Raw genomic sequence first — 22,267 nt, 5'->3', positions numbered from 1 at the left:
ACGGGCCGGGGAGTGCATGGCGCTCCCCGGCCCGTCGGTGGTCGACCTCAGGGGCTGATCAGCAGCTTGCCCGTCGTCCCGCCCCCCACGAGGTCCTCATGCGCGTGGCGGGCGGCGGCCAGCGGATAGCGGCCACCGATCCGCAGCGTGAGTGACCCGTCGGCGACTGCCCCCAGCACCGCGCCCGCGCGCCACAGCAGCTCCTCACGGTCGGAGATGTAGTTGGCCAAGGTGGGCCGGGTCAGGTAGAGGGAGCCACCCTTGTTCAGTATCACCGGGTCCACTGGTGGCACCGCACCGCTGGCCGCGCCGAACAACACCATCAGTCCCCGAGGCCGCAACTGCGAGATCCCGGCGTCGAAGGTGTCCTTGCCCACGCCGTCGTAAACGACGTGCACCCCGTGGCCATCGGTCAGCCGGTGGACCTCCTGCGCCAGGTCGACCTCGCGGTAGAGCACGACGTCGGCGGCTCCGGCCTCCAGCGCCAGGTCGACCTTCTCCTGCCGACCGACGGTACCGATCACCCGCACCCCCTTGTCTCGCAGCATCTGGCACAGCAGCAGGCCGACCCCGCCGGAGGCACCCGTGACGATCGCGGTCTGCCCCTTCTTGGCCTCGAAGGTGGAGTTGACCAGATAGTGCGCGGTGAGGCCCTGCAGCATCGCGGCCGCAGCCAGCTCCAGCTCCATCCCCTCCGGCACCGGGACCAGCCGTGTCGCCGGGACCAGCACCTCCTCGGCATACCCGGTCTGCGGGACCATCGCCCACGCGACGCGATCCCCGACGCTCACCTCACTCACCGCGTCACCGACCGCCGATACGACGCCTGCACCCTCGTTGCCGCCAACGAACGGGAGCGGCAACACGTAGGCTCCCGAACGCTGATAGACGTCGATGAAGTTGATGCCGCCGGCCGCCAGGTCGACGCGAACCTCCCCGGCCCCCGGCTCGGGGGTCTCCCGCTCGACGACGGTGAGGACCTCAGGTCCTCCGGGCTGCTCCACGATGACTGCGCGCATGTCTCCCAGCGTAGGAGTGCGCCGAAGGCCACCTGCAACCGGTCACCCGTAGCAACTTCCGTCCTTCGCTGACCGTTCGACGGTCGCGATGATTTGCTGCGCCACCAGCTCCGGTTCGCGTTCGGGCAGCCAGTGGCCGGCAGCAACCTCGACGAACCGATAGTCCTCGCCCGCGTGCCGTGCCGTCCGCTCCGCCGCGGCCCGGCCTAGGAATGGATCGCGACTGCCCCACAGGTAGGTGGTCGGCAAGGTCACCGGAGGAGACGGTGCGACACCGGCCGGCACCTTTCGCCCTGGCCTGAGTCCGGCCAGCCGGGGCCGCATCCCCGCGCGATACCAGTTGATCGGGCCAGTGAGATCGCCAGCCCGCCCCAGCCGCTCCGCATACCTGCGATCGTGCTCCGCAGGCACTCCCGACCTGGCCAACCCCCCGGTGCGTAACATCCGCGCCATCCCCCGCTCCGGCAGCCACGGCAGTTGGAAGGCCACCATGTACCAGCTCTTACGGAGCTGGTCACTGTGCCGCAGCGCCGAGGCCAGCGCGGCCGGATGTGGGGTCGACAGGACCGTGAGACTGGCCACGCGCTCGGGTCGAGAGCCCGCGAGCACCCACGCGACGCCACCGCCCCAGTCGTGCCCGACGACGTGCGCACGCTCGATGCCGGCGGCGTCCAGGAGGGCGACGACGTCACCGACGAGCAGGTCCATGCGGTATGCCGTCGCTCGCCGCGGTCGCGCGCCGCTGGAGTAACCCCGCTGATGGGGGGCCAGGGTGCGCAGACCAGCAGCCTGCAGTCGCTGGCTCACCTGCGACCAGGCGCTCGCATCTTGCGGGAAGCCGTGCAGGAGCACGACTGGGGCCCCGTCGTCGGGCCCGCCGTCGATGACGTCGAAGCGCAGCCCGTCGTGGGTGAAGGTATCCATGTCGGCACGCTACTGCTCCCGCGGCCATTGCGCGGCTGGACCAACCGGACGCGAACGACAGCCGTCCCCCGTACGGTGGGCACGTGAACAACGACAGTGGCTCGACCAGGATTGCCGTGCTCATCGACTGCGACAACGTCTCGCCCAGGCACGCCCAGGCGGTGCTCGAGGAGTTGGCGAAGTACGGCACGCCGACCGTGAAGCGCGCCTATGGCGACTGGACGACGACCAACCTGACGGGCTGGAAGACCGAGCTGCACCGGCACGCCATTCAACCCGTCCAGCAGTTCGCCTACACGGTCGGTAAGAACTCCAGCGACTCGGCGCTCATCATCGACGCGATGGACCTGCTCTGGCAGGGCAACGTCGAGGCCTTCGCGCTGGTGTCCTCCGACTCCGACTTCACCCGGCTCGCGACGCGGATGCGGGAGTCAGGCAAACGGGTCTACGGGCTGGGCCAGCGCAAGACGCCCGAGTCGCTGCGCCGGGCGGTCGACCAGTTCATCTTCCTGGAGCTGCTCGCCGAGCAGGACAAGGCCGACGAAGCAGCGGTGGCCGAGCCGCAGGGCGCAGATGCGGAGATTGCCCCCACGGCCGGGATCAACCTGCAGAGCGCCTTGACCAAGGCGATCAATGCGACCTCCAGCGACGACGGCTGGAGCGGCCTCGGCCCCGTCGGGCAGCACCTCTCCCGCGCCCACACCGACTTCGACCCACGCGACTTCGGTCACCAGAAGCTCAGCACGCTCGTCGACGAGCAGCCATATCTGGAAACCCGCACGGAGGGGTCCCGGCGAGAGGTCCGGCTCAAGCAGAAGAAGACATCTGGGGCCAAGACCGGGACATCTGCCAAGACCGCCGCCAGGTCCCCGCAGACCCGCGCCCGCAAGCAGGCCTGAGCCGCGAGGTCGGTAGCCTGCATCGATGAGCGAGATCCGAGTGCGACCGAAGCTCGTCGTCGACGGCGCCGACCGCGCGATCGCCTTTTACGAAGAGGTGCTGGGGGCGAGCCTGCAGACCCGCCACGTCATGGGCGAGGCGGTGGTCTTCGCCGAGCTCGAGCTCCCTGGTGGGGATGTGCTGCAGCTCAAGGACGCCGACGCGGTCGACCGCCCGCCCGGAGACGGTGGTGCCGGCGTGATCATCGACGTGCTGTGCGAGGACCCCGATGCCCTCGTGCAGAGAGCCGTCGAACGCGGGGCAGAGCTCCTGATCGAGGTGGCGGACCAACCGTATGGGGCGCGTCAGGGACGGGTGCGCGACCCCTTCGGGCACCTGTGGATCGTTGGCACGGCCGTGACCAAGAGCGATGCCGAGGTGCAGGCGGCCCTTGACGCGTGGTCGTCAGCGCGACCGCAGTAACCGGAGTAGCACAGGTCGTCCTCGTCGCAGCCCGACTCATCGACGGTGATCCCCGTGATCCCGGTCCGCCGCATTCGCTCGGTGCCCAACGGGGTCGTGGTCAGCGCCCGCGTCCCCGGAGTCCGCTCGATCCATCCGGCGACGAGGAGGGCGCGCAGCACAGCAGCACCAAAATTGCCCGCCAGATGCGGCACCCTCTCGGTCCAGTCCACGCATCGCCGCAGATCGGGGCGGCGGGAGAGCGCTGCGAGTCTGACCTCGACGCCGAGAGCCTGAGAGGCTAGCGCTTCAGCGTCCTCAGCGAGCCGCCACTCCTGGCCTTCCTCCACTACCCAGGCGACTAGGCCGTGGCTGCGGTCCACCGTTGGCGCAACTCCATCCAGTCGGCCCAGCGCGGGTAGAGGGATGTGTCGACCTCCGCCTCCCGATGGACCTTCCCCGGGTGCGGGCGTGCCTGGTAGGGCCGCAACCGGGCCTCGAGCTGCGGCAACAGTGCGTCCACGCCGGCCACATCCAGGTGCCAGGTGAAGTGCAGGGCGAAGACATCCGTGCCATAGGCGGGGCTGAGCCACAGGTCGTCGGCGGCCACCGAGCGCAGTTCGCTGACCTGCAGCAACGGTGCGATCCTGGCGGCCAGCGAGCGCACCGCGAGGATCGCTGCGGTCGCGTGCTGCCGTGGCACCAGCCACTCGCTCTGGATCTCCTGGCCAGCTGACGGAGTAAAGGCCATCCGGAAGTGCGGCAGCCGGTCCCACCAGGGCCCTGGCCTGCCCTGCTCGGTGGTCGGCTCCGGATCGAGGCCAGGTATGGGGTGGCGCTGCCCCGCCGCGGGCCGGACCGCGAGCAGGTCGATGGGGTCGGCGGCGTGCACGTCACCGACCCGGCGCTTGACCCACACCTGGTCCACCTGGTCCGGCACGGTCCAGGTGGTGAAGATCGAGACGCTGTAGCCGAGCTCGGTGACGCTGTCGAGGTGCGCGAGGACACGGTCCAGGCTGACGTGCTCGTAGACCGTCTGGACCACCTCAAAGGTGGGCACCAGATCCAGCTCCAGCGCCGTCACCACGGCGAGGCGGCCGAGGGAGACCACCATCCCGGCAAAGTCCGGTTCCCCCCGCTCCACCCGCCGCAACTCCCCACCGAAGGTGACCAGCTCCAGCGCCGCCACCTGCGTGGCCAAGGAGCCGAGCCGGTCACCGGACCCATGGGTCCCGGTCGCGACCGCGCCCGCCACGCTGAGGTGCGGCAATGACGCGAGGTTGGCCAACGCCCAGCCTGCGTCATCCAGCAGCGGTGCCAGCTCGCCATACCTCGTCGCGGAGCTGACCCGGACCAATGCCCGCGCCGAGTCCACCTCTATCTCGCGCGGCAGGTGACCCGTGGAGACCAGGGCGCCCGCGGTGTCCGCGACGCGACTGAAGGAATGCCGCGACCCCAGCGGGCGTGGATCCGGCAGCGTCGGCAGAAGCGCCGCGAGCTCGGCGACCGAGGTCGGCTCGACCAGCTGGGACGCGGAGTAGGTGAGGTTGCCGCCCCAGTTCTTGCCGACCGTCATGCCCGGCCACCCTTTCAGCTCACGATCGCGGAAGCCATCAGTCTTTCTCAACCACGGTCCTCGTGGGCGCAGGGATCACCGAAGATGGCCCTGCTCCGCTGCAGGTCGGCTTGGCGGCCCCGGACGGACAGCGCTAGCCGATCGCGAGGATCGCCAAGGAGAGCACGCGGGAGCGTCCCGGTGGGAGGAGCACGCCGGGCAGGTCACGGTTGAAGGCGTCCGGCCCGCACGTCATCGGCTCCACCGCCGCACCGAGCCGGCCGAGCCGGTCACCGGTGTAGAGCTGCACCCACCGGGCGTCACTGATCAAGCGGACCCCGCCGCCGTCCGGATGGCTCAGCTCGACGGCCCACTCGCCCTCGGGCAGGTCGGTGTAGGCGTTATCCACCTGCGTGGTGGACACCAACCTCGGCATCGCAAAGTCGGCGGCGGTGCCAGCGACTGGCACCAGATGAGTCGGTCGCAGCGCCTCGTCCGTGCGCAGGTAGGTCAGGGCCGGGATGCGCAGCGTGCACTCGTCGACGGGACGCAGGTCGCAGGAGAGATAGGGGTGGATCGAGGCGCCGAACGGCGCGGAGGCCGTCCCCTCGTTGGTCCCGGTAATCGTGACCGACAGTCCGTGCTGGGCATCGAGGGCGTAGTCGACTTGGCAAACCACATCGAAGGGATAGCCCTGCACCGGTGGCAGGTCGATCGACCACGTGCCGCTGCTGATGGCGAGGTCGGAGGGCACCCAGTGCTGGAAGCAGCCGAGCCCGTGCAGCGCCGATCCGGTGGCCAGCTCAGTGACGGGCACCTGCAGCACCGTGCCGTCTACGACATACCTGCCGCCGACGATGCGGTTGGGCCACGGGACGAGGATGCACCCCTGGTAGCCGTCGGAGAGCTCGTCCTCCGCGAACGGCTGCACAAGGTGACGGCCACGGTAGGTAAGCGAGACGAGGCTGGCACCCACCGACGCGACCGTGGCCTCGTAGTCCCCGGCCCGCAGGTGGGTGATGGTGCCGTTGACGCTCATCGTTCTCCTCATAGGTGGGTGCAGCGAGCGCATACGTCGGCGAGTAGGTGCACCGCGCATGCGCTGGTAGAGTAGTCGCAGCACCTCGCACCGTCTCACCTCGAGTTGCTGATCACACGCCGGGGCCAAGGCCCGTCTGGCCGACAGGTCGCGCCGCCCATTAGGGCCTGCGTGCCGGGTGAGACGCCATCTCGTCTCGAAAGACATCGTGAGTTCTTCAAGTTTCGCCGACCTCGGCGTGCCCACCATCCTGACCAACGTCCTGACCGAGCGTGGGATCACCATCCCGACGCCGATCCAGTCCGCTACCCTGCCTGACAGCCTCGCCGGCCGTGACGTCCTGGGACGTGGCCGCACCGGCTCGGGCAAGACCTACGCCTTCCTCCTCCCGCTGGTCACCAGCCTGAGCAAGGACCGCTCCAACCGCCGCGGCCGGTCCCCCCGGGGCCTCATCGTCGCGCCGACCCGGGAGCTGGTGAGCCAGATCGCCGAGGCGCTCGCGCCGCTGGCTGCCGCGACCGGTCTGAGCACCGTCACCATCTTCGGTGGCGTCGGCCCGAACCCGCAGGTCCGCGCCCTCCAGGCCGGCGTTGACGTCATCATCGCCTGCCCGGGCCGCCTCGAGGACCTGATCGGTCAGGGGTATGCCGATCTGTCCGCGATCGAGGTCAGCATCCTGGATGAAGCCGACCACATGGCCGACCTGGGCTTCCTGCCCGCAGTCAAGCGCCTCCTGGACAAGACGCCCCGCAACGGTCAGCGGATGCTCTTCTCCGCAACCCTGGACGCCCACGTGGACGTCATCGCCAAGCGCTACCTCCACTCCCCCGTCACCCACCACGCCGACTCGGCCCAGTCGACGATCTCGACGATGCACCACCACGTGCTGCACATCGACAACGCCGAGCGCCTCGCGATTCTCGTCGACATCGCCTCCGCACCCGGCCGCGTGGTGATGTTCACCCGCACCAAGCACGGCGCCAAGAAGCTCGCCAAGCAGCTCAACGCTGCGGGCGTGCCCTCGGTCGACCTGCACGGCAACCTGTCGCAGAACGCTCGCGTCCGCAATCTCGACGCCTTCAGCACCGGCAAGGCCAGCGCCCTGGTCGCTACCGACATCGCCGCGCGCGGCATCCACGTCGATGACGTGGCGCTCGTGGTCCACGCCGACCCGCCGGTTGAGCACAAGGCCTACTTGCACCGCTCGGGCCGCACCGCCCGCGCCGGCGCAGAGGGCACCGTCATCACGCTGATGACCGACGAACAGGTCCGCGACGTGCGCTCGCTGACCCGCGCTGCCGGGATCAAGCCGACCATCACCCGGATCCACTCCGGTCACCCGCTCCTGCTCGATCTCGCGCCGGGCGAGCGGACCCTGGTCCCCGGTGGCCTTGCGCCGTTGAGCGGTAGCGCGTCCGACGGAGGCTCCTCACACCGCTCCGGCCAGGCCGGCCAACGTGGTGGACAGGGCGGACGGAGCCAGGGCGGCCGCGGCCAGTCCGGCCGTGGTCAGAGCCAGGGTCAGGGTCGTCGCAGCCAGTCCGGCCGCGGTGAGTCGGGGCGGGGCGCCAGCCAAGGTGGCCAAGGCGGCCGTGGCCAGTCCGGATCCCGCCACTCCAGCGGTGCCCGCACCTCGTCCGGCTCCTCCTCGGCGGCCTCCTTTTCCAGCAGCACCCGCGCTGGCGGCCGCAACCGATAGGACCACCTGCCTCACGTATGGGGACCGGCCCAGCCGGTCCCCAGCGGCACCACCTAGGTTGGAAGGGTGGACAGCATCGCAGCGATGACCGAGCGGTTAGAGGATTTCGAGGCCGCGTCGGCCGGTCTGACCCGGATGCTGATGGAGTACCAGTTCGGCATCGACGAGCTCACGACCAAGATCTCGATCCTGCAGGAGGAGTTCGCCCACCTGCACGAGAGCAGCCCGATCGAGCATGTCAACGCCAGGCTCAAGTCACCGCAGAGCATCCTGGCCAAGGTCCGGCGACTCGGCCACACTCCCTCCCTGGAAACGATCCGGGAGGTGTGCCTGGACATCGCCGGGGTGCGCGTCATTTGCAGCTTCGTCTCTGACGTCTATGGCGTCTTCGACATGATCGCCGGGCAGTCCGACGTGCACGTGCTCAGGGTCAAGGACTACATCGCCACCCCCAAAGAGAACGGCTACCGCAGCCTGCACGCTCTCGTCGAGTTGCCGGTGCACCTGTCCGACCGGGTGGTGCCGGTTGTCGTGGAGCTCCAGCTCCGGACGGTCGCGATGGACTTCTGGGCGGCGCTGGAGCACCGGATCTACTACAAATATGACGAGGCGGTGCCCGACGACCTGCTCTCCGAGCTCTACTCCGCCGCGGTGGCCTCAGCCGAGCTCGACACCCGGATGGAATCGCTGCATCAGCGCGTGCATGGAAACGGCGCCCCCTGAGGTCCAGTCAGGGTGCGTCACTCCCAGCGGGTTGCCCGACGGAGAGCACTCGGCGAAGCCGCACGGCACCAGCCTGACCCCGAAGCCTCCATGGGCGATCGTGCCGCCACGTGGAGGGCGCCCCGCCGGTCGGATAGACCTCAACCACCGTCCCATCGCCCCAGACCTCTGCCCCCGGTGCCAGGGCGAGGGTCCCGAACGTGTCGTGGAGCAACCCTGCTCCGGGACCTGCGGCCAGGATGTGCCAGGCACCGGAAAGTTCCACGCCGTCGGTGATCGGCTCCGGTGGCCCCAGCGCTAGCCCTGAGCGCAGCCGAGGGTCCAGGACCAGCCGCAGGCGCTGCCCCTCCACGACCAACCGCCGCGGCAACGTCATACAGCCCGCGTGGTCCGCAGCGTCCTGGGCCTCCTCGCGAACCCAGCCCATCACCCACCCTCCATCGGGGTCCTGCGCCACCTGCGGCGCGTAGTAGGCGTTGCCGTGATCCAGCACCTGGACGGCATCGCTGCCCCGGACCGCCGCAAAACGCGGGCGGCCTGCTCCGTCGGTGATGATCCGACCGAGACAGCCGACGACCTGGCCCAGCACCCCGCGGTCGTGGAGTGAGAGGACGAGCGCTGCCGACCCGTCAGGGAGCTGCTCCAGCTGGGCGCATTCCCACACGTCGGCCGGCCCGGCCGCGGCGAGTCCTGCGTCGCGCGCGGACGCGAACACCCCCTCATAGCGCCACTGCGTGATGTCATCGCAGGAGTAGAGGATTGCGGCGGCGCAGCCGGCCTCCAGTCCGGCCCCGAGCAGCGCCCACCGTCGACCGCCGTGGTTGAAGACGAAGGGGTCCCGCATAACCTGCACACCATCCACGCTCGGCGGCTCCGCGACGACAACCGGCTCGCTCCAGGTCACCAGGTCCTCACCGCCCCAGCGCAGGCATACCGTGCTCGCCCCCGCCGCGTCCGTGACGCCCGAATAGACCACCGCAGGACGATCCAGCCCGGCGACGTAGACACCGGACCAGCAGCCGAAGGAGTCCGGTCCGTCGGGAGTGGGCCCGAAGGCCACGGGGTGCTCGTCCCACCGGATGAGGTCGATGCTGCTCACATGTCCCCAGCAGATCCGGTCGTGCCGCGGAGCCTGCGGGTTGTGCTGGAAGAAGACATGCCAGCGGCCGTCGCGAAAGACCATGCCGTTGGGATCGTTGAGCCAGCCTCGGCGCGGACGCAGATGGTATGCCGTGGCGCTCACGTGAGCACCACGACTCCACTCGGCGTGGCAAGAGTGACCGTCATCGCCGGCGAGGGCTCGGTGCGCAGTTCGGCACCGATCTCGGGCCCGACGCCCAGCATGTCCAGCCTCGAACCGACCAGTGCTGGCTGCGGGTGCGCTAGCTCGAGGTGGAGCAGCTCCACGATGGGCAGCGGGTCGCCGCTGGGGTGCCCGCCCGCACCCCAGTCGATGAGGAAAGGCTGCAGTCCTGCCAGGCCCAGCGGCGCGGGCACGGCCAGCCGCCACGACAACGTCGTCCCGGCCGGTGTCACGCGCGAGGCCGAGACCGCCTCCCCCACCTCGACCTGGGCCTGCGCTGCTCGTGCCAGCGTCGCGTCGAGGTCACCGGGGCGGATCGCCCAGGTGTGCATCCTGGGCGCGGTCGACAGCACCGCGCCCAGATCGAGCATCATGGTGGCGGGATTCACGTCAGGCTGCTCGGGATCTGGTGCGAGCAGCTCTAGATAGCACCGGCGACTTCCCCGCCAGCGCAGGCCGATCAGCGCGTTGCGGGTCCCCCGCCCAGGATGCGAGCCACCGGCGACCGGGCGCGCGCCCGTCTTCATCGCGAACTCCTCGATCGCGGCGTCCAGGTCCGGCACGGCATACACGAGGTGATCGAGCGCTGCTGGCATGGACCCATCATCGAGGATCGGACCGCCCTGGGGAAGCCCTCATTCTTCGAGCAGACCGCGGATGTCCTCCGGCGAGATGGCTCCGGACGTGAACTGGCCGGAGTCGATCACCGTCGCGAAGAGGTCCCGCTTGCGATGCTGCAGCGCCACCACCTTCTCCTCGATCGTGCCCGTAGAGACCAACCGGTAGACGTGCACCGGTCGGGTTTGGCCGATGCGGTGCGTCCGGTCGACAGCCTGCGCCTCGGCAGCAGGGTTCCACCAGGGGTCGAGGACGAAGACGTAGTCGGCCTCCGTCAGGGTCAGGCCGAAGCCACCTGCCTTGAGGCTGATGAGGAAGACCGGGTCGTCGCCGTCCTTGAAGGCCTCGATCCTGGCCGGCCGGTTGCGGGTGCGTCCGTCGAGGTAGGAGTAGGCGATCCCGGCCTGCTCCAGCGCTGCCCGCACCTTGCCCAGGAAACCGGTGAAGCTGGAAAAGACCAGGGCGCGATGCCCCTCGGCGGCCAACTCGGTGATCTGCTCGATCAGCGTGGTGACCTTGGCCGCGGTGGCCAGGCCCTCGTGCTGCGCGTCCACCAGGGACGGATCGAGCGCGAGCTGCCGCAGGATCGTCAGTGCCCGAAAGATCGCCATCCGGTTTTTGTCGACGTCCTCCAGCAGACCCAGGACCCGCTGACGTTCACGCTGCAGGTGCTTGTCGTAGATCCGCTGGTGGGCGGGGTGCAGCGCGACGGGCAGGGTCTGCTCGGACTTCGGGGGCAGCTCGGTGGCGACCTCGCCCTTGGTCCGCCGCAGCATGAACGGGCGCAACCGGTGCCGCAGCCGCCCGAGCACACGCGGGTCTTCCCCCGCCTCGATCGGCTTGCGGTAGCGCTGGGTGAAGAGCTCGGGGCGCGAGAACAGGCCCGGTGCCGCGAGCGAAGTCATCGACCACAGGTCCATGAGATTGTTCTCCAGTGGTGTCCCGGTGACCGCGAAGCACCGTCTGGCGCGCAACTTCTGCACGGCGTGATGGGTCGCCGACCGGTGGTTCTTGACGAACTGCGCTTCGTCCAGAATGACCCCGCTCCACGGGAGGGCGGCATAGGCGGTCTCCTCCAGGCGCAGGAGCGTGTAGGAGGTGATCACCAGGTCTGCAGCGCCGACCGCGTCCGTCAACGAGGCACCGCGGCGCCTCTTGGTCGCGGCGATCGTCGTGACGCGCAGGTCCGGAGCGAACCGCGCGGCCTCCGCCGCCCACGTGCCCACCACGCTGGTCGGGGCGACGACGAGCACCGGACCTTCGGCAAGGTCGCCCCGGTCCTGGGCGCGGCAGACCATCGCCAGCAACTGCATCGTCTTGCCCAGGCCCATGTCGTCAGCCAGGATCCCGCCGAGCCCGCCGTCCCACAGCGTGCTCAGCCAGCGATAGCCCTCGAGCTGATAGGGCCGCAGCTGACCACGCAGCGCATCTGGTGCCGGGATGATGCCACGATCGGCGTCCCCCAGCCGCAGCAGCGCCTCGACGGAGTTCTGCCAGTGCACGCTCTGCTCGTCGACGACCCCGAGGGTGGCGAGCTCCTCCCACCAACCCGCCTGGTAGGGACTGACTCGGACCGTCGCCTCGCTCGGCGGACCATCGTCGAGCTCGCGAGCCTCCTCGATGAGCTGCCGCAGCGCAGCCAGCTCGGGCGACCGAAGACTGAACCAGGTGCCGGACTCGAGCAGCATCACCGAATCGTTGCGAGCGAGCGCCGCGAACAGCTCCTCGAAGGGCACCTCCTGGTCGGCGACGCTCACCGTGACATGCAGGTCGAACCAGTCGTGGGAGTCGCCCTCAGTCGTTGCCAGGTGCACCGTGGGAGCGTCCTGCGACTCCCCATAATCAGCCAGCTCACCGTCGATCACCACCTCCAGACCCGGGTGGGCGCGCAGCCGTGGCAGGACCTCGGTGGCGAACCGGGCGGTGTGCTGTCCAGACAAAGAAGCAGGAGTGGCGGGCCGAGACGCTCGGCCCACGCTGTGGTAGACGAGCCACGGGAGGGGCTCCAGCAGCGGGACCACCCCATCCAGCAATGCCTCCTCGGCCTGCTCGTCCCGAGACGGGCCAACGGGGTCCGGCGTCAACGGCAAGGTGATGGTCGCAGTGTCTCCGGCCGCCGTGGGCACGGCATACGAGATCGACCACTCCAGTTCGATGCGGTGCTCCTGACCGATCTCGACCCGCAGGTGCAGCTTCGGCCGGGCTTGCCTCGCCTCTGGCACGCTGCCGTCGCGCGAGCGAAGCTCCACGAGCCGAGAGATGGCCGGATAGTAGTGAGCCAGGAACCGTTCGACACCCTCCGGCGGGATGCGCATCGGTTCGGCGAGCTCGAGGAGGCCAACAGCGGACTCGGTCGGTGCCTGGGCCAGCGGCCACAGCAGCAGGTGCCCGTTGTCGTCGAGGTGCCCCACCCCGTGCGCGGGGCGGCCCACGAGGAAGTGCCGGCCGTCTTCGAAAGGTTCTCCATCGACGATCAGCCAGGGACGCAGGGTCAGGCCACCGTCGTCGTCGCGGGAAAGGTCCACGGCGACCTCGGCAGTGCCCTCACCGAGCTCGACCGCAGCGATCCCACGACCGGCCGCGAGGCGCACGCCGGCCGCGAGACACTGCCGGAGCAGCGGCCAGACGACCGGACCGATCTCACCCAGCTCCAGCTCATCCATCGCGTAGCGGTAGGCGTGGCCGTTGCCCTGCGCAACGGCGTGCAACTGGCTGACGGCGCTTCGCTGAGTTGGGTGCACACCGGCTGAGGCGAACTGGTTGGACAGGCCGTGCCAGGAGACGCCCGTGCGGATCCAGTCCTTGGTCTTGCCGGGGGTCACCGGCCGCAGCAGCACGCGCGTGGCCCGTGCTGCGCCGCGGCTGCGATCGAGCGAGACCTCTAGGCCCAGCGATGTGCTGACGCGCCTGGTGCCGGCCCGGTCGCTCCCGACGCGGCCCGGTGCGGCGCTCCGCTGCGCGCCAGCCTGGGACCGGACCAGGGGCGCGAGCACGCTCTCCCAGCCGGCCTCCACGCCCTCATCCCGGTCCAGGAGCCGTCGTTGCGCTGCGATGATCGCGGCGACCGCGTGCTTGCAGTCGACGGCGACCGGGCAGCTGCACTGCCCGACCCACTCGCTGCCCTCCTCACCGAGACGCCGCACGATCGTCTGATAAAGCAGGCGGTGCGTCCCCGACACGGTCGCGAGCAGCATGCCGCCACCTGGCCCCGCGACGAGGGTGCGGACGCGACCGTCATCGGCATAACTCTCCGCCCGCATCACGAGCATGACCCCGTGCTCGCGCATCAACCGCTCGCGGTCGACGCAGAGCACCCACGAAGCGGGGGTCAGGTCGGCTGCCACGTCGATAAACCTAGACGCGGACGCCCACAAACCCCCTTCCTCTATCCACAGGCACCGGCTGCGTGACCGTGACCAGCGCCCTAACAGTGACTGGGACTACGGTCAGGACAGGATAAGGAGCGGACTGATGAGCGACGATTTCGACCTGGACCGTGTCATGGAGTTGGGTTGGGTGAACTTTCAGGCCCGGCTAGCCGATCACCTGCGTCAACTGGAGGGGCCGCTCACGCTCGCGCCTCTCGCCGGCAGTGAGCGCAGCGACCAGGCTCAGAGCGGTGAGGACGTGGCGGCGGCGGAGGGCGACGGGCTCGCAGTGACTGAGGGCGGGAGCACGAGTGCGGACGGCGACGTCAAGCCCATGCCGGGCATCACCGTGACTTCCGTGGAGGACGGACTGCGTGCCGACCTCCCCTCGTCCATCCTCGACCTGCTGCCCTCCGTCGACACCGAACTGCGCAGCCTCGGGTGGCAGAGCGACCCGCGCCCTGACGGCTCGAAGAGCTACTCCATACGCTCTCCGCGCTCGCACGCTGACCTCCTCGCCGCGGTCACCGTGCAGACCTTGAGGGAGGTGCTCGGGGTCGCCCACCCGGTCTTTCTCGACGCTGGCCCGCTGACCATTCCCTCACCGGCGCAGGAAGCCCCGCCGCAGGACAGCGAACCGGTCCCCGAGGTCGATTTCGACGTTCCTGTGCGGCCGGAGAACCCGAAGCAGTTGAAGGAGGCGGTGGACACGATCCTGCACGCCGCGCTCAAGCACCGACCACGCTATGACCCCGACGGCGACATCCCGATGCTTTTCGGCAGCACGATGGTGTTCGTCCGGGTCAACGACAGCAAGCCGGTCGTGCAGGTCTTCGCGATCGCCGCACACTCGATCCGTGACCTGCCGGCGGCCCAGCGCGAGGTGGAAATCTCCAACCGTCGGTCGATCTTCGTCCGCTACGGGCTCTACGGCAGCCAGATCCTGGCCTCGGCCGCAGTGCTGGCGACCCCGCTCCTGCCGCGGCACCTGCTGCAGATCGTCGAAATGGTGGGACGGGAGGTCGACAACATCGACGAGGACCTTGCCCTGCGGATCAGTGGCCGGCGGCGGATCGACCCACCGGCCTCACGCACCCAGGAGGCGGGCGCGGCCCGCCCAGGTGCCAAAGATGAGGGAGGCGTCGAGGAGACGGCCGGCGCACTCATCGACGACGAACACTCCGCGCCGCAGGCTGCAGACGGCCATGGGGCGCTGCCGGCAGAGCTGGTCACCGTGCTCGAGCTCGGCCACGACGCGCAAGGGCGGGTCGATCCCGCCGTCATCGCCGAAACCTGTCACCGTGACCGCGACTTGCTCCGGGGACTGATCCGCACTGCGGAGGAACACACGATCGCCTGGCGAGAATCGATGAACCGGGCACGCGTCGCCGGGGACACCGAGCGCGCCACCGCTGCCGCCCTGGAGATGCGTGGCTGGCAAGGCGCCGTCCGAGACCTCCGCGCCGGCCTGCGCCACGTCGTCAACTACCCGCGCCCGACTGGCTAGCTGACGCTGGCCGTCCACAGCGACCGTCCGGTGCGTCAACAGCGACCGTCCGGTCGGTATGGGGTCAGTCGGTGGGGAGGGCGTGACCATTGAGGCGATCGACGCCACGGATCAAGGCGGCATGGTCGAGATCGTGGTCGCCGCAGGCTATGGCGGAGGCCATCAGCTCGGTGACCAGGGCACCGAGCAGACTCACTACGCCTGCCGCTCTGGCCGCGTCGGCATAGGCACCGAGGTCTTTGTGGTGCAGCGCCATCCGTGCCCCGGGCGCGAAGCTGCGCTCACGAAGGTTGTCGCGTTTCTGGTCGAGCACTGCCGAGCCAGCCAGGCCGCCGCCCAGCACCTCCAGAGCTGCATCGAGGTCCACCCCGTAGGCCTCCAGGAAGACGACTGCCTCCGCGAGGACCTGCAGGTTGGCGGCCACGATGAGCTGGTTGGCCGCCTTGACGGTCTGCCCTGATCCGCTGGCGCCGACGTGCACGACCGTCTGGCCGACCGTCTCGAGCACGGGCCGGGCCGCTTCGACGTCCGCGGCCACACCTCCGACCATGATCGACAGCGTCGCCTCCACCGCGCCCGCCTCGCCGCCAGAGACCGGGGCATCCACCATCCGCAGGCCACACCTCGCCCCGCGTTCCGCCAGGTCGCGCGCGACCTCGGGCCGGATCGAGGAGAAGTCGATGACGACCGTCCCGGGTGACGCGGTCTCCACCACGCCACCGGCACCGAGCAGCACGCGCTGCACGTCCTCGCTGGCCGGCACCATCAGGCACACGACATCCGCGCCGGTCACCGCCTCGGCGATGCTCGCGCAGCCCTTGCCCCCCGCCCGCACCAGCTCGGCAGCCTTGGTTACTGTGCGGTTATAGCCGCGCACGGCATACCCGGCTCGTTGCAGGTGGATCGCCATCGGGCTGCCCATCACCCCGAGCCCGACGAAGGCGAGCGTCCCGGGCCGGCTCCCGGGGGCGGTCAAGGCCTGCTCAGACGTTGCGACGGTACTCCCCACCGACCTCGAAGAAGGCCTCGGTCACCTGCTGCAGCGAGCACACCCGGGCGGCGTCCATCAGCACCGCGAAGACGTTGTCTCCCGCGACGGCCGCATCCTTGAGCGTCTGCAGCGCCGCCGCAGACTCCTCGGCGTGCCTTTCCTGGAAGTCCCTGACCCGCTGGAGCTGGGACTCCTTCTCCTCGGACGTGGCGCGCGCCAGCTCTACCTCCACGACATCGCGCTCACCGCTGGGGCGGCGGAACGTGTTGACGCCGATGATCGGCATCGACCCGTCGTGCTTGCGCTGCTCGTAGAGCAGGGACTCGTCCTGGATCCGGCCGCGCTGATAGCCGGTCTCCATCGCGCCGAGGACACCTCCCCGCTCGGAGATCCGGTCGAACTCCAGCAGCACCGCCTCCTCCACGAGCTCGGTGAGCGCATCGATGATGAACGACCCCTGCTGGGGGTTCTCGTTCATCGCCAGGCCCCACTCGCGGTTGATGATCAGCTGGATGGCCAGCGCTCGACGCACCGACTCCGTCGACGGGGTGGTGATCGCCTCGTCGAAGGCGTTGGTGTGCAGACTGTTGGCGTTGTCATAGATCGCGATGAGCGCCTGCAAGGTCGTGCGGATGTCGTTGAAGTCCATCTCCTGGGCGTGCAGCGAACGACCCGAGGTCTGGACGTGATACTTCAGCTTCTGGCTGCGCTCGTTGGCGCCATACTTGTCGCGCATCGCCACGGCCCAGATACGTCGCGCGACGCGCCCGATCACGGCATACTCCGGGTCCATCCCGTTGGAGAAGAAGAATGAGAGGTTGGGCGCGAAGGCGTTGATGTCCATGCCGCGAGCCAGGTAGGACTCGACGTAGGTGAACCCGTTGGCGAGCGTGAAGGCGACCTGGCTGATCGGGTTCGCCCCGGCCTCGGCGATGTGGTAGCCCGAGATGGAAACCGAGTAGAAGTTGCGGACCCCCTGCTCGATGAACCACTCCTGGACGTCCGCCATCATCCGCAGCGAGAACTCGGTGGTGAACAGACAGGTGTTTTGCCCCTGGTCCTCCTTGAGGATGTCGGCTTGGACGGTGCCGCGGACGTGCTGCAAGGCGAATGCCCGCAGTTCCTGCGCCTCCGCCCCGGAAGGCTCGCGACCCTCCCGCTCCCGGAAGGCGTCCAACTGCTGGTCGATCGCCGTGTTGAGGAAGAAGGCCAGGACGGTCGGCGCGGGACCGTTGATCGTCATCGACACTGACGTCGTCGGCGACAACAGGTCGAAGCCGTCATAGAGCACCTTCATGTCATCCAGGGTCGCGATCGAGACACCCGACGTGCCGACCTTGCCGTAGATGTCGGGGCGCTCACCGGGGTCGCGTCCGTAGAGCGTGACCGAGTCGAAGGCGGTGGACAGGCGGGTCGCGGGCTGGCCCTGCGAGAGCAGCTTGAAGCGACGGTTGGTGCGGAAGGGGTCCCCTTCGCCTGCGAACATCCGTGCCGGGTCCTCACCGTCCCGCTTGAACGGGAAGACGCCAGCGGTGAAGGGGAAGTAGCCGGGCAGGTTTTCGGTGCGCCAATAACGCACCAGGTCGCCGGCGTCGCTAAATCTGGGCAGCGCCACGCGCGGCACCTTGTTGCCGGACAGCGACTCCCTGGTGAGCTGGGTGGTGATCTCTCGATCCCGCACCTTGGTCACCTGCTCCTCGCCGGAGTATGCGGCGACCGTCTCGGGCCACTGCTCCTGCTGCTGCTTCACCTCTGTCGGGACGTCCTTGCGGGCCTCCTCGAGCAGCTCGTCGACACCGTGGTCGGTCTTCCCGGCACTGCCGAAGTGCGCTGCGAGCTCGTCCGCCGTCTTCTCCAGGCGCTGCACCCTGCTGGCGGCCTCGGCGAAGGTCTCGGTGTCGGCGTGGTAGCCGCGGATGGTCTCGGCGATCTCAGCGAGGTAACGCACCCGGGTCGGAGGAACGACCTGACGCACATGGCTGGAGTGGCGCACCTCGACGGCGGGCAGCGTCCCCTCCCGCACGTCCAGGCCGTGTCCCGCGAGCAGGCCACGCAGCTCCTGGTAGAGCGCGGTGACGCCGTCGTCGTTGAAGGATGCCGCTGAGGTGCCGAAGACCGGCATGTCCTGCGGCTTCTTACCGAAGGCCTCCCGGTTGCGGACCAGCTGGCGACCCACGTCGCGCAGCGCGTCCATGGCACCACGACGCTCAAACTTGTTGATGGCGACGACGTCGGCGAAGTCGAGCATGTCGATCTTCTCCAGCTGGCTCTGCGCGCCAAACTCCGGTGTCATCACGTAGAGCGAGGTGTCGACGAAGGGCACGATCCCGGCATCGCCCTGACCGATGCCGGGCGTCTCGATGATGACCAGGTCGAAACCCGAAGCCTTAAGAATGTCGATGATCGTGGGCAGCGACTCGGGCACTTCGCGGTCGCCACGGGTGGCGAGCGAGCGGAAGTACATGTGGTCCCCGTCCAGGGAGTTCATCCGGATCCGGTCGCCCAGCAGCGCCCCACCGCCGCGGCGTCGGGTCGGGTCGATCGCGACGACCGCGATGTGCAGACGGTCCTCCTGGTCCATCCGGAATCGGCGGAGCAACTCATCGGTGAGCGAGGACTTGCCGGAGCCGCCGGTGCCGGTGATCCCCAGGACCGGCACGGTGCGCGCCGCTGCCGCCTCGGCATACGCAGTGATGTCCTCCTGAGTCAGGCGGCCTAGCTGTGCGCCGGTGATGGCTCGAGCCAGCGACGTGCGCTCCCCCTGCAGCACCCGCTCGGCGGTGGCCGGCCCGGACTCCCACAGGTCGTAGTCGCAATCGTCCATGACCTGGGCGATCATCCCCGGCAGCCCGAGACGTTGGCCGTCCTCCGGGGAGAAGATCGTCACGCCGGCCCGGCGCAGCCGTTCGATCTCCTCGGGCACGATGACGCCGCCGCCCCCACCGACGACCCTGACGTGACCAGCGCCGCGTTCGCGCAACTCGTTGACGAGGTATTCAAAGTATTCGACGTGGCCCCCTTGGTAGGAGGAGATGGCGACCCCGTTGGCGTCCTCGGCGATGACTGCGTCGACAACCTCCTGGACGGAGCGGTTGTGACCAAGGTGGATGACTTCGGCACCCTGGCTCTGCATGATCCGCCGCATGATGTTGATCGACGCGTCGTGCCCGTCGAACAGGCTGGCGGCGGTGACGATGCGGACCGGATTGTTCAAGGTCCGCTGCCCCGGACGCTGCGGGGCCGGCGCGACGGTTGGTGCCTGGCTGGTGGCGGTTTCAGCCGGCGCGGACTGGGTGGCGGTCATCCGTTCGTCCTCTTCCATGAGTCGGGTCTCTGCCTTGATACTACGGAAGTTCACGCGCGCGTCAGGCTAGGGCGCAAAGCGGCTGTGCGACGCTTGGCCCATGACCAGCCGGATCCTCGTGCTCAACGGCCCCAACCTCAACCTGCTCGGCACCCGCGAGCCGCAGATCTATGGGACCACGACCCTCGCGGACGTCGAGGCACTGTGCGCCGACCGCGCTGCGGGACATGGGCTGGAGGTGACATGCCGGCAGAGCAACCACGAGGGCGCGTTGGTGGACGCGCTGCACGAGGCAGCCGCCGCCGGTGACGTCATCGGGTGCGTCCTCAACGCCGGTGCCTACACCCACACCTCGGTCGCCCTCCTCGACGCGATCAAGGCCACCGGCCTCCCGACGGTGGAGGTGCATATCTCCAATCCGCACGCCCGGGAAGCCTTCCGGCACACCTCCTACCTCTCCCCCGTCGCGGCTGCGGTCATCGCTGGCGCCGGGATCGATGGCTACGGGTATGCCGTGGACGTGCTTGCCCGGCGACACAGCGCCACGTCCTGACATCGTCACCCAGCCTCGCCGAGCCTCGCCAGGGGCGCCTGGATAGATTGGCCCCATGAGGACCGGACGCGACCTAGCCATCACCCGCATGCGCGAGGCGGGGGTGAACCAGCCCGCGATCGACACCTTCGCCCAGCACTACGACAAGCTGGCTGGTGGCGCCACCGGCCTGATCCGTGAGGCCGACGTCGAGCCGGCGCTGCCGGCCGTCGACCTCGCCGACGTGCAGATCGACCCCGACGGCGCGGACGCCAGGGAGGCCCTTGACGCAACGGTGGTCATCACGCTCAACGGCGGCCTGGGCACCTCGATGGGGCTGGCCGGACCAAAATCGCTGCTCCCGGTCCGGGACGGTCTGACCTTCCTCGACATCACGGTCCGGCAGGTGCTCGCGCTGCGCCGCAGGTATGGCGTGCGTCTGCCACTCCTGCTGATGGACAGCTTCTCCACGCAGGAGCAGACGCTCGCGCTGCTCGCGGACTACCCCGAGCTCGCGGTCGAGGGCCTGCCGCTGGACTTCCTGCAGAGCCAGGAGCCCAAGCTGCGCGCCGACGACCTCACCCCGGTGACCTGGGAGGCGGACCCGCGTCTGGAGTGGTGCCCGCCGGGTCACGGGGATCTTTATCCGTCCCTGCTCTCCAGCGGTCTCCTGGAGCAGCTCCTGGAGCAGGGCTACCGCCAGGCCTTCGTGTCCAACGTCGACAACCTCGGCGCGATCGCTGACGGCCGCCTCGCAGCGTGGTTCACTGCCTCTGGCGCGGGTTATGCCGCCGAGGTTTGCCCGCGCACGGAGATGGACCTCAAAGGCGGTCATCTCGTGCGGCGCAGTGGCGACGGACGATTCGTCCTGCGAGACACCGCGCAGACGGCACCGGAGGAGATGCGGCACTTCACCGACGCCGAAAAGCACCCCTTCGTCAACACCAATAACCTTTGGTTCGACCTCGCGCGGCTCAAGGCGATGCTCGACGAACGCGGCGGCGTCTTGGACCTGCCCCTCATCCGCAACGCCAAGACGGTCGACCCCACGGACAAGTCCTCGACGCCGGTCATCCAGATCGAGACCGCGATGGGTGGGGCCGTGGAGCTCTTCGACGACGCCCTGTCGGTCGCTGTGACTCGTGAGCGGTTCGTCCCTGTCAAGACCACCAATGAGTTGCTCCTGCTGCGTTCCGACGTCTATGCCGTGGACACCGCAGACAGCTACCGGTTGACCAAGACCGTCGAGCCAGCGCCGGTCATCGACCTCGACAAGTCCTACTACGGACACCTCGGCCAGCTCGACGAACGCTTCCCCGACGGTGCGCCGTCGCTGCGTCAGGCGAGCCGGCTCACGGTCGAAGGCGACTGGACCTTTGGCGGGGGTGTCACCGTGGTCGGTGACGTCACGTTGTCCGACGAGGGCTCACCCCGCGCGGTGCCTGCGGGCACGGTCCTGCAACCGGGCAGATGACGGGCACGACCTCCCCGCAGGAGGCCCTGACATGACGCGCACCGTCCGCGACGACCTCGGCGCGAGCGTCGAGCTGCCGGACGGTCCGGTGCAGCGCATCGTCTCCCTCGTGCCGTCGCTGACCGAGGCGATCGCCGCCACCGGCCGACAGGCGCTGGTCGGGGTGACCGACTGGTGCACCCACCCCGCCGACCTCCGCGTGCAGCGCGTCCGCGGCACCAAGAACCCGGACCGCGCAGCCATCGAGGCGCTGGCGCCGCAGCTGGTCATCTGCGTGCAGGAAGAGAACCGCGAGCTCGACGTCCAACGGTTGCGCGCCGCAGGCGTGCCGGTGTGGGTCGCGGTGATCGAGTCGGTCGAGCAGTCGCTCTCGGCGATGCGCCGTCTCTTCGACGAGGTGCTCGGGTGGGAGGTGCCACCGTGGCTGCTGGAGGCGGAGCAGGTATGGAGCGCGCCCGCCCCCGGGGCGCCCACCAAGGTCGCCGTGGCCATCTGGCGTGACCCGTGGATGGTGGTCGGCTCGCGAAACTTCACCACCGACCTGCTTGGGCGCGCTGGGCTCGTCAACGTCTTCGGGCAGCACGAAGAGCGCTATCCGCATGTCGAGGCCCAGCAGATCGACGGCGCCGGGGCGGACGTCGTCCTGCTCCCCGACGAGCCTTATGTGTTCACCGCGCAGGACGGGCCCGAAGCGTTCACGAGCACGCCGTCGCGCCTCGTCACCGGTCGCTTGCTCACGTGGTACGGCCCCGCCCTCCTGGAAGCCCGAGCCCATCTAGAGGCCGTCCGCCAGCAGTGAGCGGTGAAGCGGCGACACCCCTCCATCCCGACCGGACGGTCGCCCCCGCCAGACCGAACGGTCGCCCGTGC

Annotated in this window: 17 protein-coding genes; 8 read left to right on the top strand and 9 right to left on the bottom strand. The window is 69.1% G+C overall.

From position 1 onward, the window contains the following. Nucleotides 1–47 precede the first annotated feature (47 nt). Both Q4P07_RS08775 and Q4P07_RS08770 read right to left on the bottom strand, forming a co-directional pair. Nucleotides 48–1,019, bottom strand: coding sequence for a quinone oxidoreductase (locus Q4P07_RS08775; protein ID WP_303374534.1), 972 nt, complete (start codon nt 1,017–1,019; stop codon nt 48–50). Nucleotides 1,020–1,061: 42 nt separating this feature from the next. Next, on the bottom strand, nt 1,062–1,943 hold the full coding sequence (locus tag Q4P07_RS08770; protein ID WP_303374533.1) for an alpha/beta fold hydrolase: 882 nt from the start codon (nt 1,941–1,943) through the stop codon (nt 1,062–1,064). Between the two features lie 83 nt (nt 1,944–2,026). Between Q4P07_RS08770 and Q4P07_RS08765 the strand changes: the two genes are divergently transcribed. Together Q4P07_RS08765 and Q4P07_RS08760 are read left to right on the top strand one after the other, a co-directional pair. After that, nucleotides 2,027–2,842 carry an NYN domain-containing protein gene (locus Q4P07_RS08765; protein ID WP_303374532.1) on the top strand — a complete coding sequence of 272 codons (816 nt, stop codon included), beginning with the start codon at nt 2,027–2,029 and terminating at the stop codon, nt 2,840–2,842. A gap of 25 nt (nt 2,843–2,867) precedes the next feature. After that, complete coding sequence (locus tag Q4P07_RS08760) at nt 2,868–3,305, top strand: glyoxalase/bleomycin resistance/extradiol dioxygenase family protein (protein ID WP_303374531.1); 438 nt, start codon at nt 2,868–2,870, stop codon at nt 3,303–3,305. A gap of 340 nt (nt 3,306–3,645) precedes the next feature. Here Q4P07_RS08760 and Q4P07_RS08755 read toward each other — a convergent pair whose 3' ends face one another. Both Q4P07_RS08755 and Q4P07_RS08750 read right to left on the bottom strand, forming a co-directional pair. Then, entirely contained in the window at nt 3,646–4,860 is a 1,215-nt protein-coding gene (locus tag Q4P07_RS08755) for an FAD-binding protein (RefSeq protein WP_303374530.1), read from the bottom strand. Nucleotides 4,861–4,993: 133 nt separating this feature from the next. Continuing rightward, nucleotides 4,994–5,878, bottom strand: a complete 885-nt coding sequence (locus Q4P07_RS08750) for an aldose-1-epimerase (RefSeq protein WP_303374529.1) — start codon at nt 5,876–5,878, stop codon at nt 4,994–4,996. Between the two features lie 208 nt (nt 5,879–6,086). Here Q4P07_RS08750 and Q4P07_RS08745 point away from each other — a divergent pair, with 208 nt between their 5' ends. Beyond that, on the top strand, nt 6,087–7,577 hold the full coding sequence (locus Q4P07_RS08745; protein WP_303374528.1) for a DEAD/DEAH box helicase: 1,491 nt from the start codon (nt 6,087–6,089) through the stop codon (nt 7,575–7,577). Between the two features lie 66 nt (nt 7,578–7,643). Continuing rightward, complete coding sequence (locus Q4P07_RS08740; protein ID WP_303374527.1) at nt 7,644–8,300, top strand: GTP pyrophosphokinase family protein; 657 nt, start codon at nt 7,644–7,646, stop codon at nt 8,298–8,300. 7 nt (nt 8,301–8,307) lie between these two features. Here Q4P07_RS08740 and Q4P07_RS08735 read toward each other — a convergent pair whose 3' ends face one another. From Q4P07_RS08735 to Q4P07_RS08725, 3 genes are read right to left on the bottom strand one after another with little or no spacing between them, the layout of a single operon-like run. Next, nucleotides 8,308–9,543: a glycoside hydrolase family 32 protein gene (locus tag Q4P07_RS08735; RefSeq protein WP_303374526.1), complete on the bottom strand. Its 1,236-nt coding sequence runs from the start codon at nt 9,541–9,543 to the stop codon at nt 8,308–8,310. Beyond that, a complete protein-coding gene (locus Q4P07_RS08730; protein ID WP_303374525.1) occupies nt 9,540–10,199 on the bottom strand; it encodes a VOC family protein in 660 nt (219 codons plus the stop codon). The genes Q4P07_RS08735 and Q4P07_RS08730 overlap by 4 nt, the downstream gene beginning before the upstream one ends. Before the next feature lie 39 nt (nt 10,200–10,238). Beyond that, nucleotides 10,239–13,565 carry a DEAD/DEAH box helicase gene (locus tag Q4P07_RS08725; RefSeq protein ID WP_303374524.1) on the bottom strand — a complete coding sequence of 1,109 codons (3,327 nt, stop codon included), beginning with the start codon at nt 13,563–13,565 and terminating at the stop codon, nt 10,239–10,241. A 127-nt stretch (nt 13,566–13,692) separates the two neighbouring features. On the opposite strand from Q4P07_RS08725, the gene Q4P07_RS08720 reads away from it, so the two are divergent. Continuing rightward, complete coding sequence (locus tag Q4P07_RS08720) at nt 13,693–15,096, top strand: hypothetical protein (RefSeq protein ID WP_303374523.1); 1,404 nt, start codon at nt 13,693–13,695, stop codon at nt 15,094–15,096. Nucleotides 15,097–15,160: 64 nt separating this feature from the next. Here the strand turns inward: Q4P07_RS08720 and Q4P07_RS08715 are convergent, their stop codons facing one another. Then, nucleotides 15,161–16,072 (bottom strand): NAD(P)-dependent oxidoreductase, encoded by a 912-nt coding sequence (locus Q4P07_RS08715; protein WP_303374522.1) that lies wholly within the window; start codon nt 16,070–16,072, stop codon nt 15,161–15,163. Between the two features lie 7 nt (nt 16,073–16,079). Further along, a complete protein-coding gene (icmF, locus tag Q4P07_RS08710; protein WP_303374521.1) occupies nt 16,080–19,445 on the bottom strand; it encodes a fused isobutyryl-CoA mutase/GTPase IcmF in 3,366 nt (1,121 codons plus the stop codon). Between the two features lie 46 nt (nt 19,446–19,491). Here icmF and aroQ point away from each other — a divergent pair, with 46 nt between their 5' ends. The 3 genes from aroQ to Q4P07_RS08695 are packed head-to-tail and all read left to right on the top strand — an operon-like array spanning nt 19,492 to nt 22,196. Further along, complete coding sequence (gene aroQ, locus Q4P07_RS08705; protein WP_303374520.1) at nt 19,492–19,944, top strand: type II 3-dehydroquinate dehydratase; 453 nt, start codon at nt 19,492–19,494, stop codon at nt 19,942–19,944. A 55-nt stretch (nt 19,945–19,999) separates the two neighbouring features. Further along, entirely contained in the window at nt 20,000–21,397 is a 1,398-nt protein-coding gene (locus Q4P07_RS08700; protein WP_303374519.1) for a UTP--glucose-1-phosphate uridylyltransferase, read from the top strand. A gap of 31 nt (nt 21,398–21,428) precedes the next feature. After that, entirely contained in the window at nt 21,429–22,196 is a 768-nt protein-coding gene (locus Q4P07_RS08695) for a helical backbone metal receptor (protein WP_303374518.1), read from the top strand. Nucleotides 22,197–22,267 lie beyond the last annotated feature (71 nt).

The organism is Ornithinimicrobium sp. (assembly GCF_030537745.1).
Lineage (GTDB): Bacteria > Actinomycetota > Actinomycetes > Actinomycetales > Dermatophilaceae > Ornithinicoccus.
The sequence above is the reverse complement of the archived record's forward strand: the minus strand, read 5'-3'. Positions and strand labels throughout refer to the sequence as shown.

What these genes read in the sequence shown, in the direction of transcription:
- Q4P07_RS08775 (WP_303374534.1), bottom strand. Translation starts at nt 1,019, where the DNA reads ATGCGCGCAGTCATCGTGGAGCAGCCCGGAGGACCTGAGGTCCTCACC.
- Q4P07_RS08770 (WP_303374533.1), bottom strand. Translation starts at nt 1,943, where the DNA reads ATGGATACCTTCACCCACGACGGGCTGCGCTTCGACGTCATCGACGGC.
- Q4P07_RS08760 (WP_303374531.1), top strand. Translation starts at nt 2,868, where the DNA reads ATGAGCGAGATCCGAGTGCGACCGAAGCTCGTCGTCGACGGCGCCGAC.
- Q4P07_RS08755 (WP_303374530.1), bottom strand. Translation starts at nt 4,860, where the DNA reads ATGACGGTCGGCAAGAACTGGGGCGGCAACCTCACCTACTCCGCGTCC.
- Q4P07_RS08750 (WP_303374529.1), bottom strand. Translation starts at nt 5,878, where the DNA reads ATGAGCGTCAACGGCACCATCACCCACCTGCGGGCCGGGGACTACGAG.
- Q4P07_RS08730 (WP_303374525.1), bottom strand. Translation starts at nt 10,199, where the DNA reads ATGCCAGCAGCGCTCGATCACCTCGTGTATGCCGTGCCGGACCTGGAC.
- Q4P07_RS08720 (WP_303374523.1), top strand. Translation starts at nt 13,693, where the DNA reads ATGAGCGACGATTTCGACCTGGACCGTGTCATGGAGTTGGGTTGGGTG.
- aroQ (WP_303374520.1), top strand. Translation starts at nt 19,492, where the DNA reads ATGACCAGCCGGATCCTCGTGCTCAACGGCCCCAACCTCAACCTGCTC.
- Q4P07_RS08700 (WP_303374519.1), top strand. Translation starts at nt 20,000, where the DNA reads ATGAGGACCGGACGCGACCTAGCCATCACCCGCATGCGCGAGGCGGGG.
- Q4P07_RS08695 (WP_303374518.1), top strand. Translation starts at nt 21,429, where the DNA reads ATGACGCGCACCGTCCGCGACGACCTCGGCGCGAGCGTCGAGCTGCCG.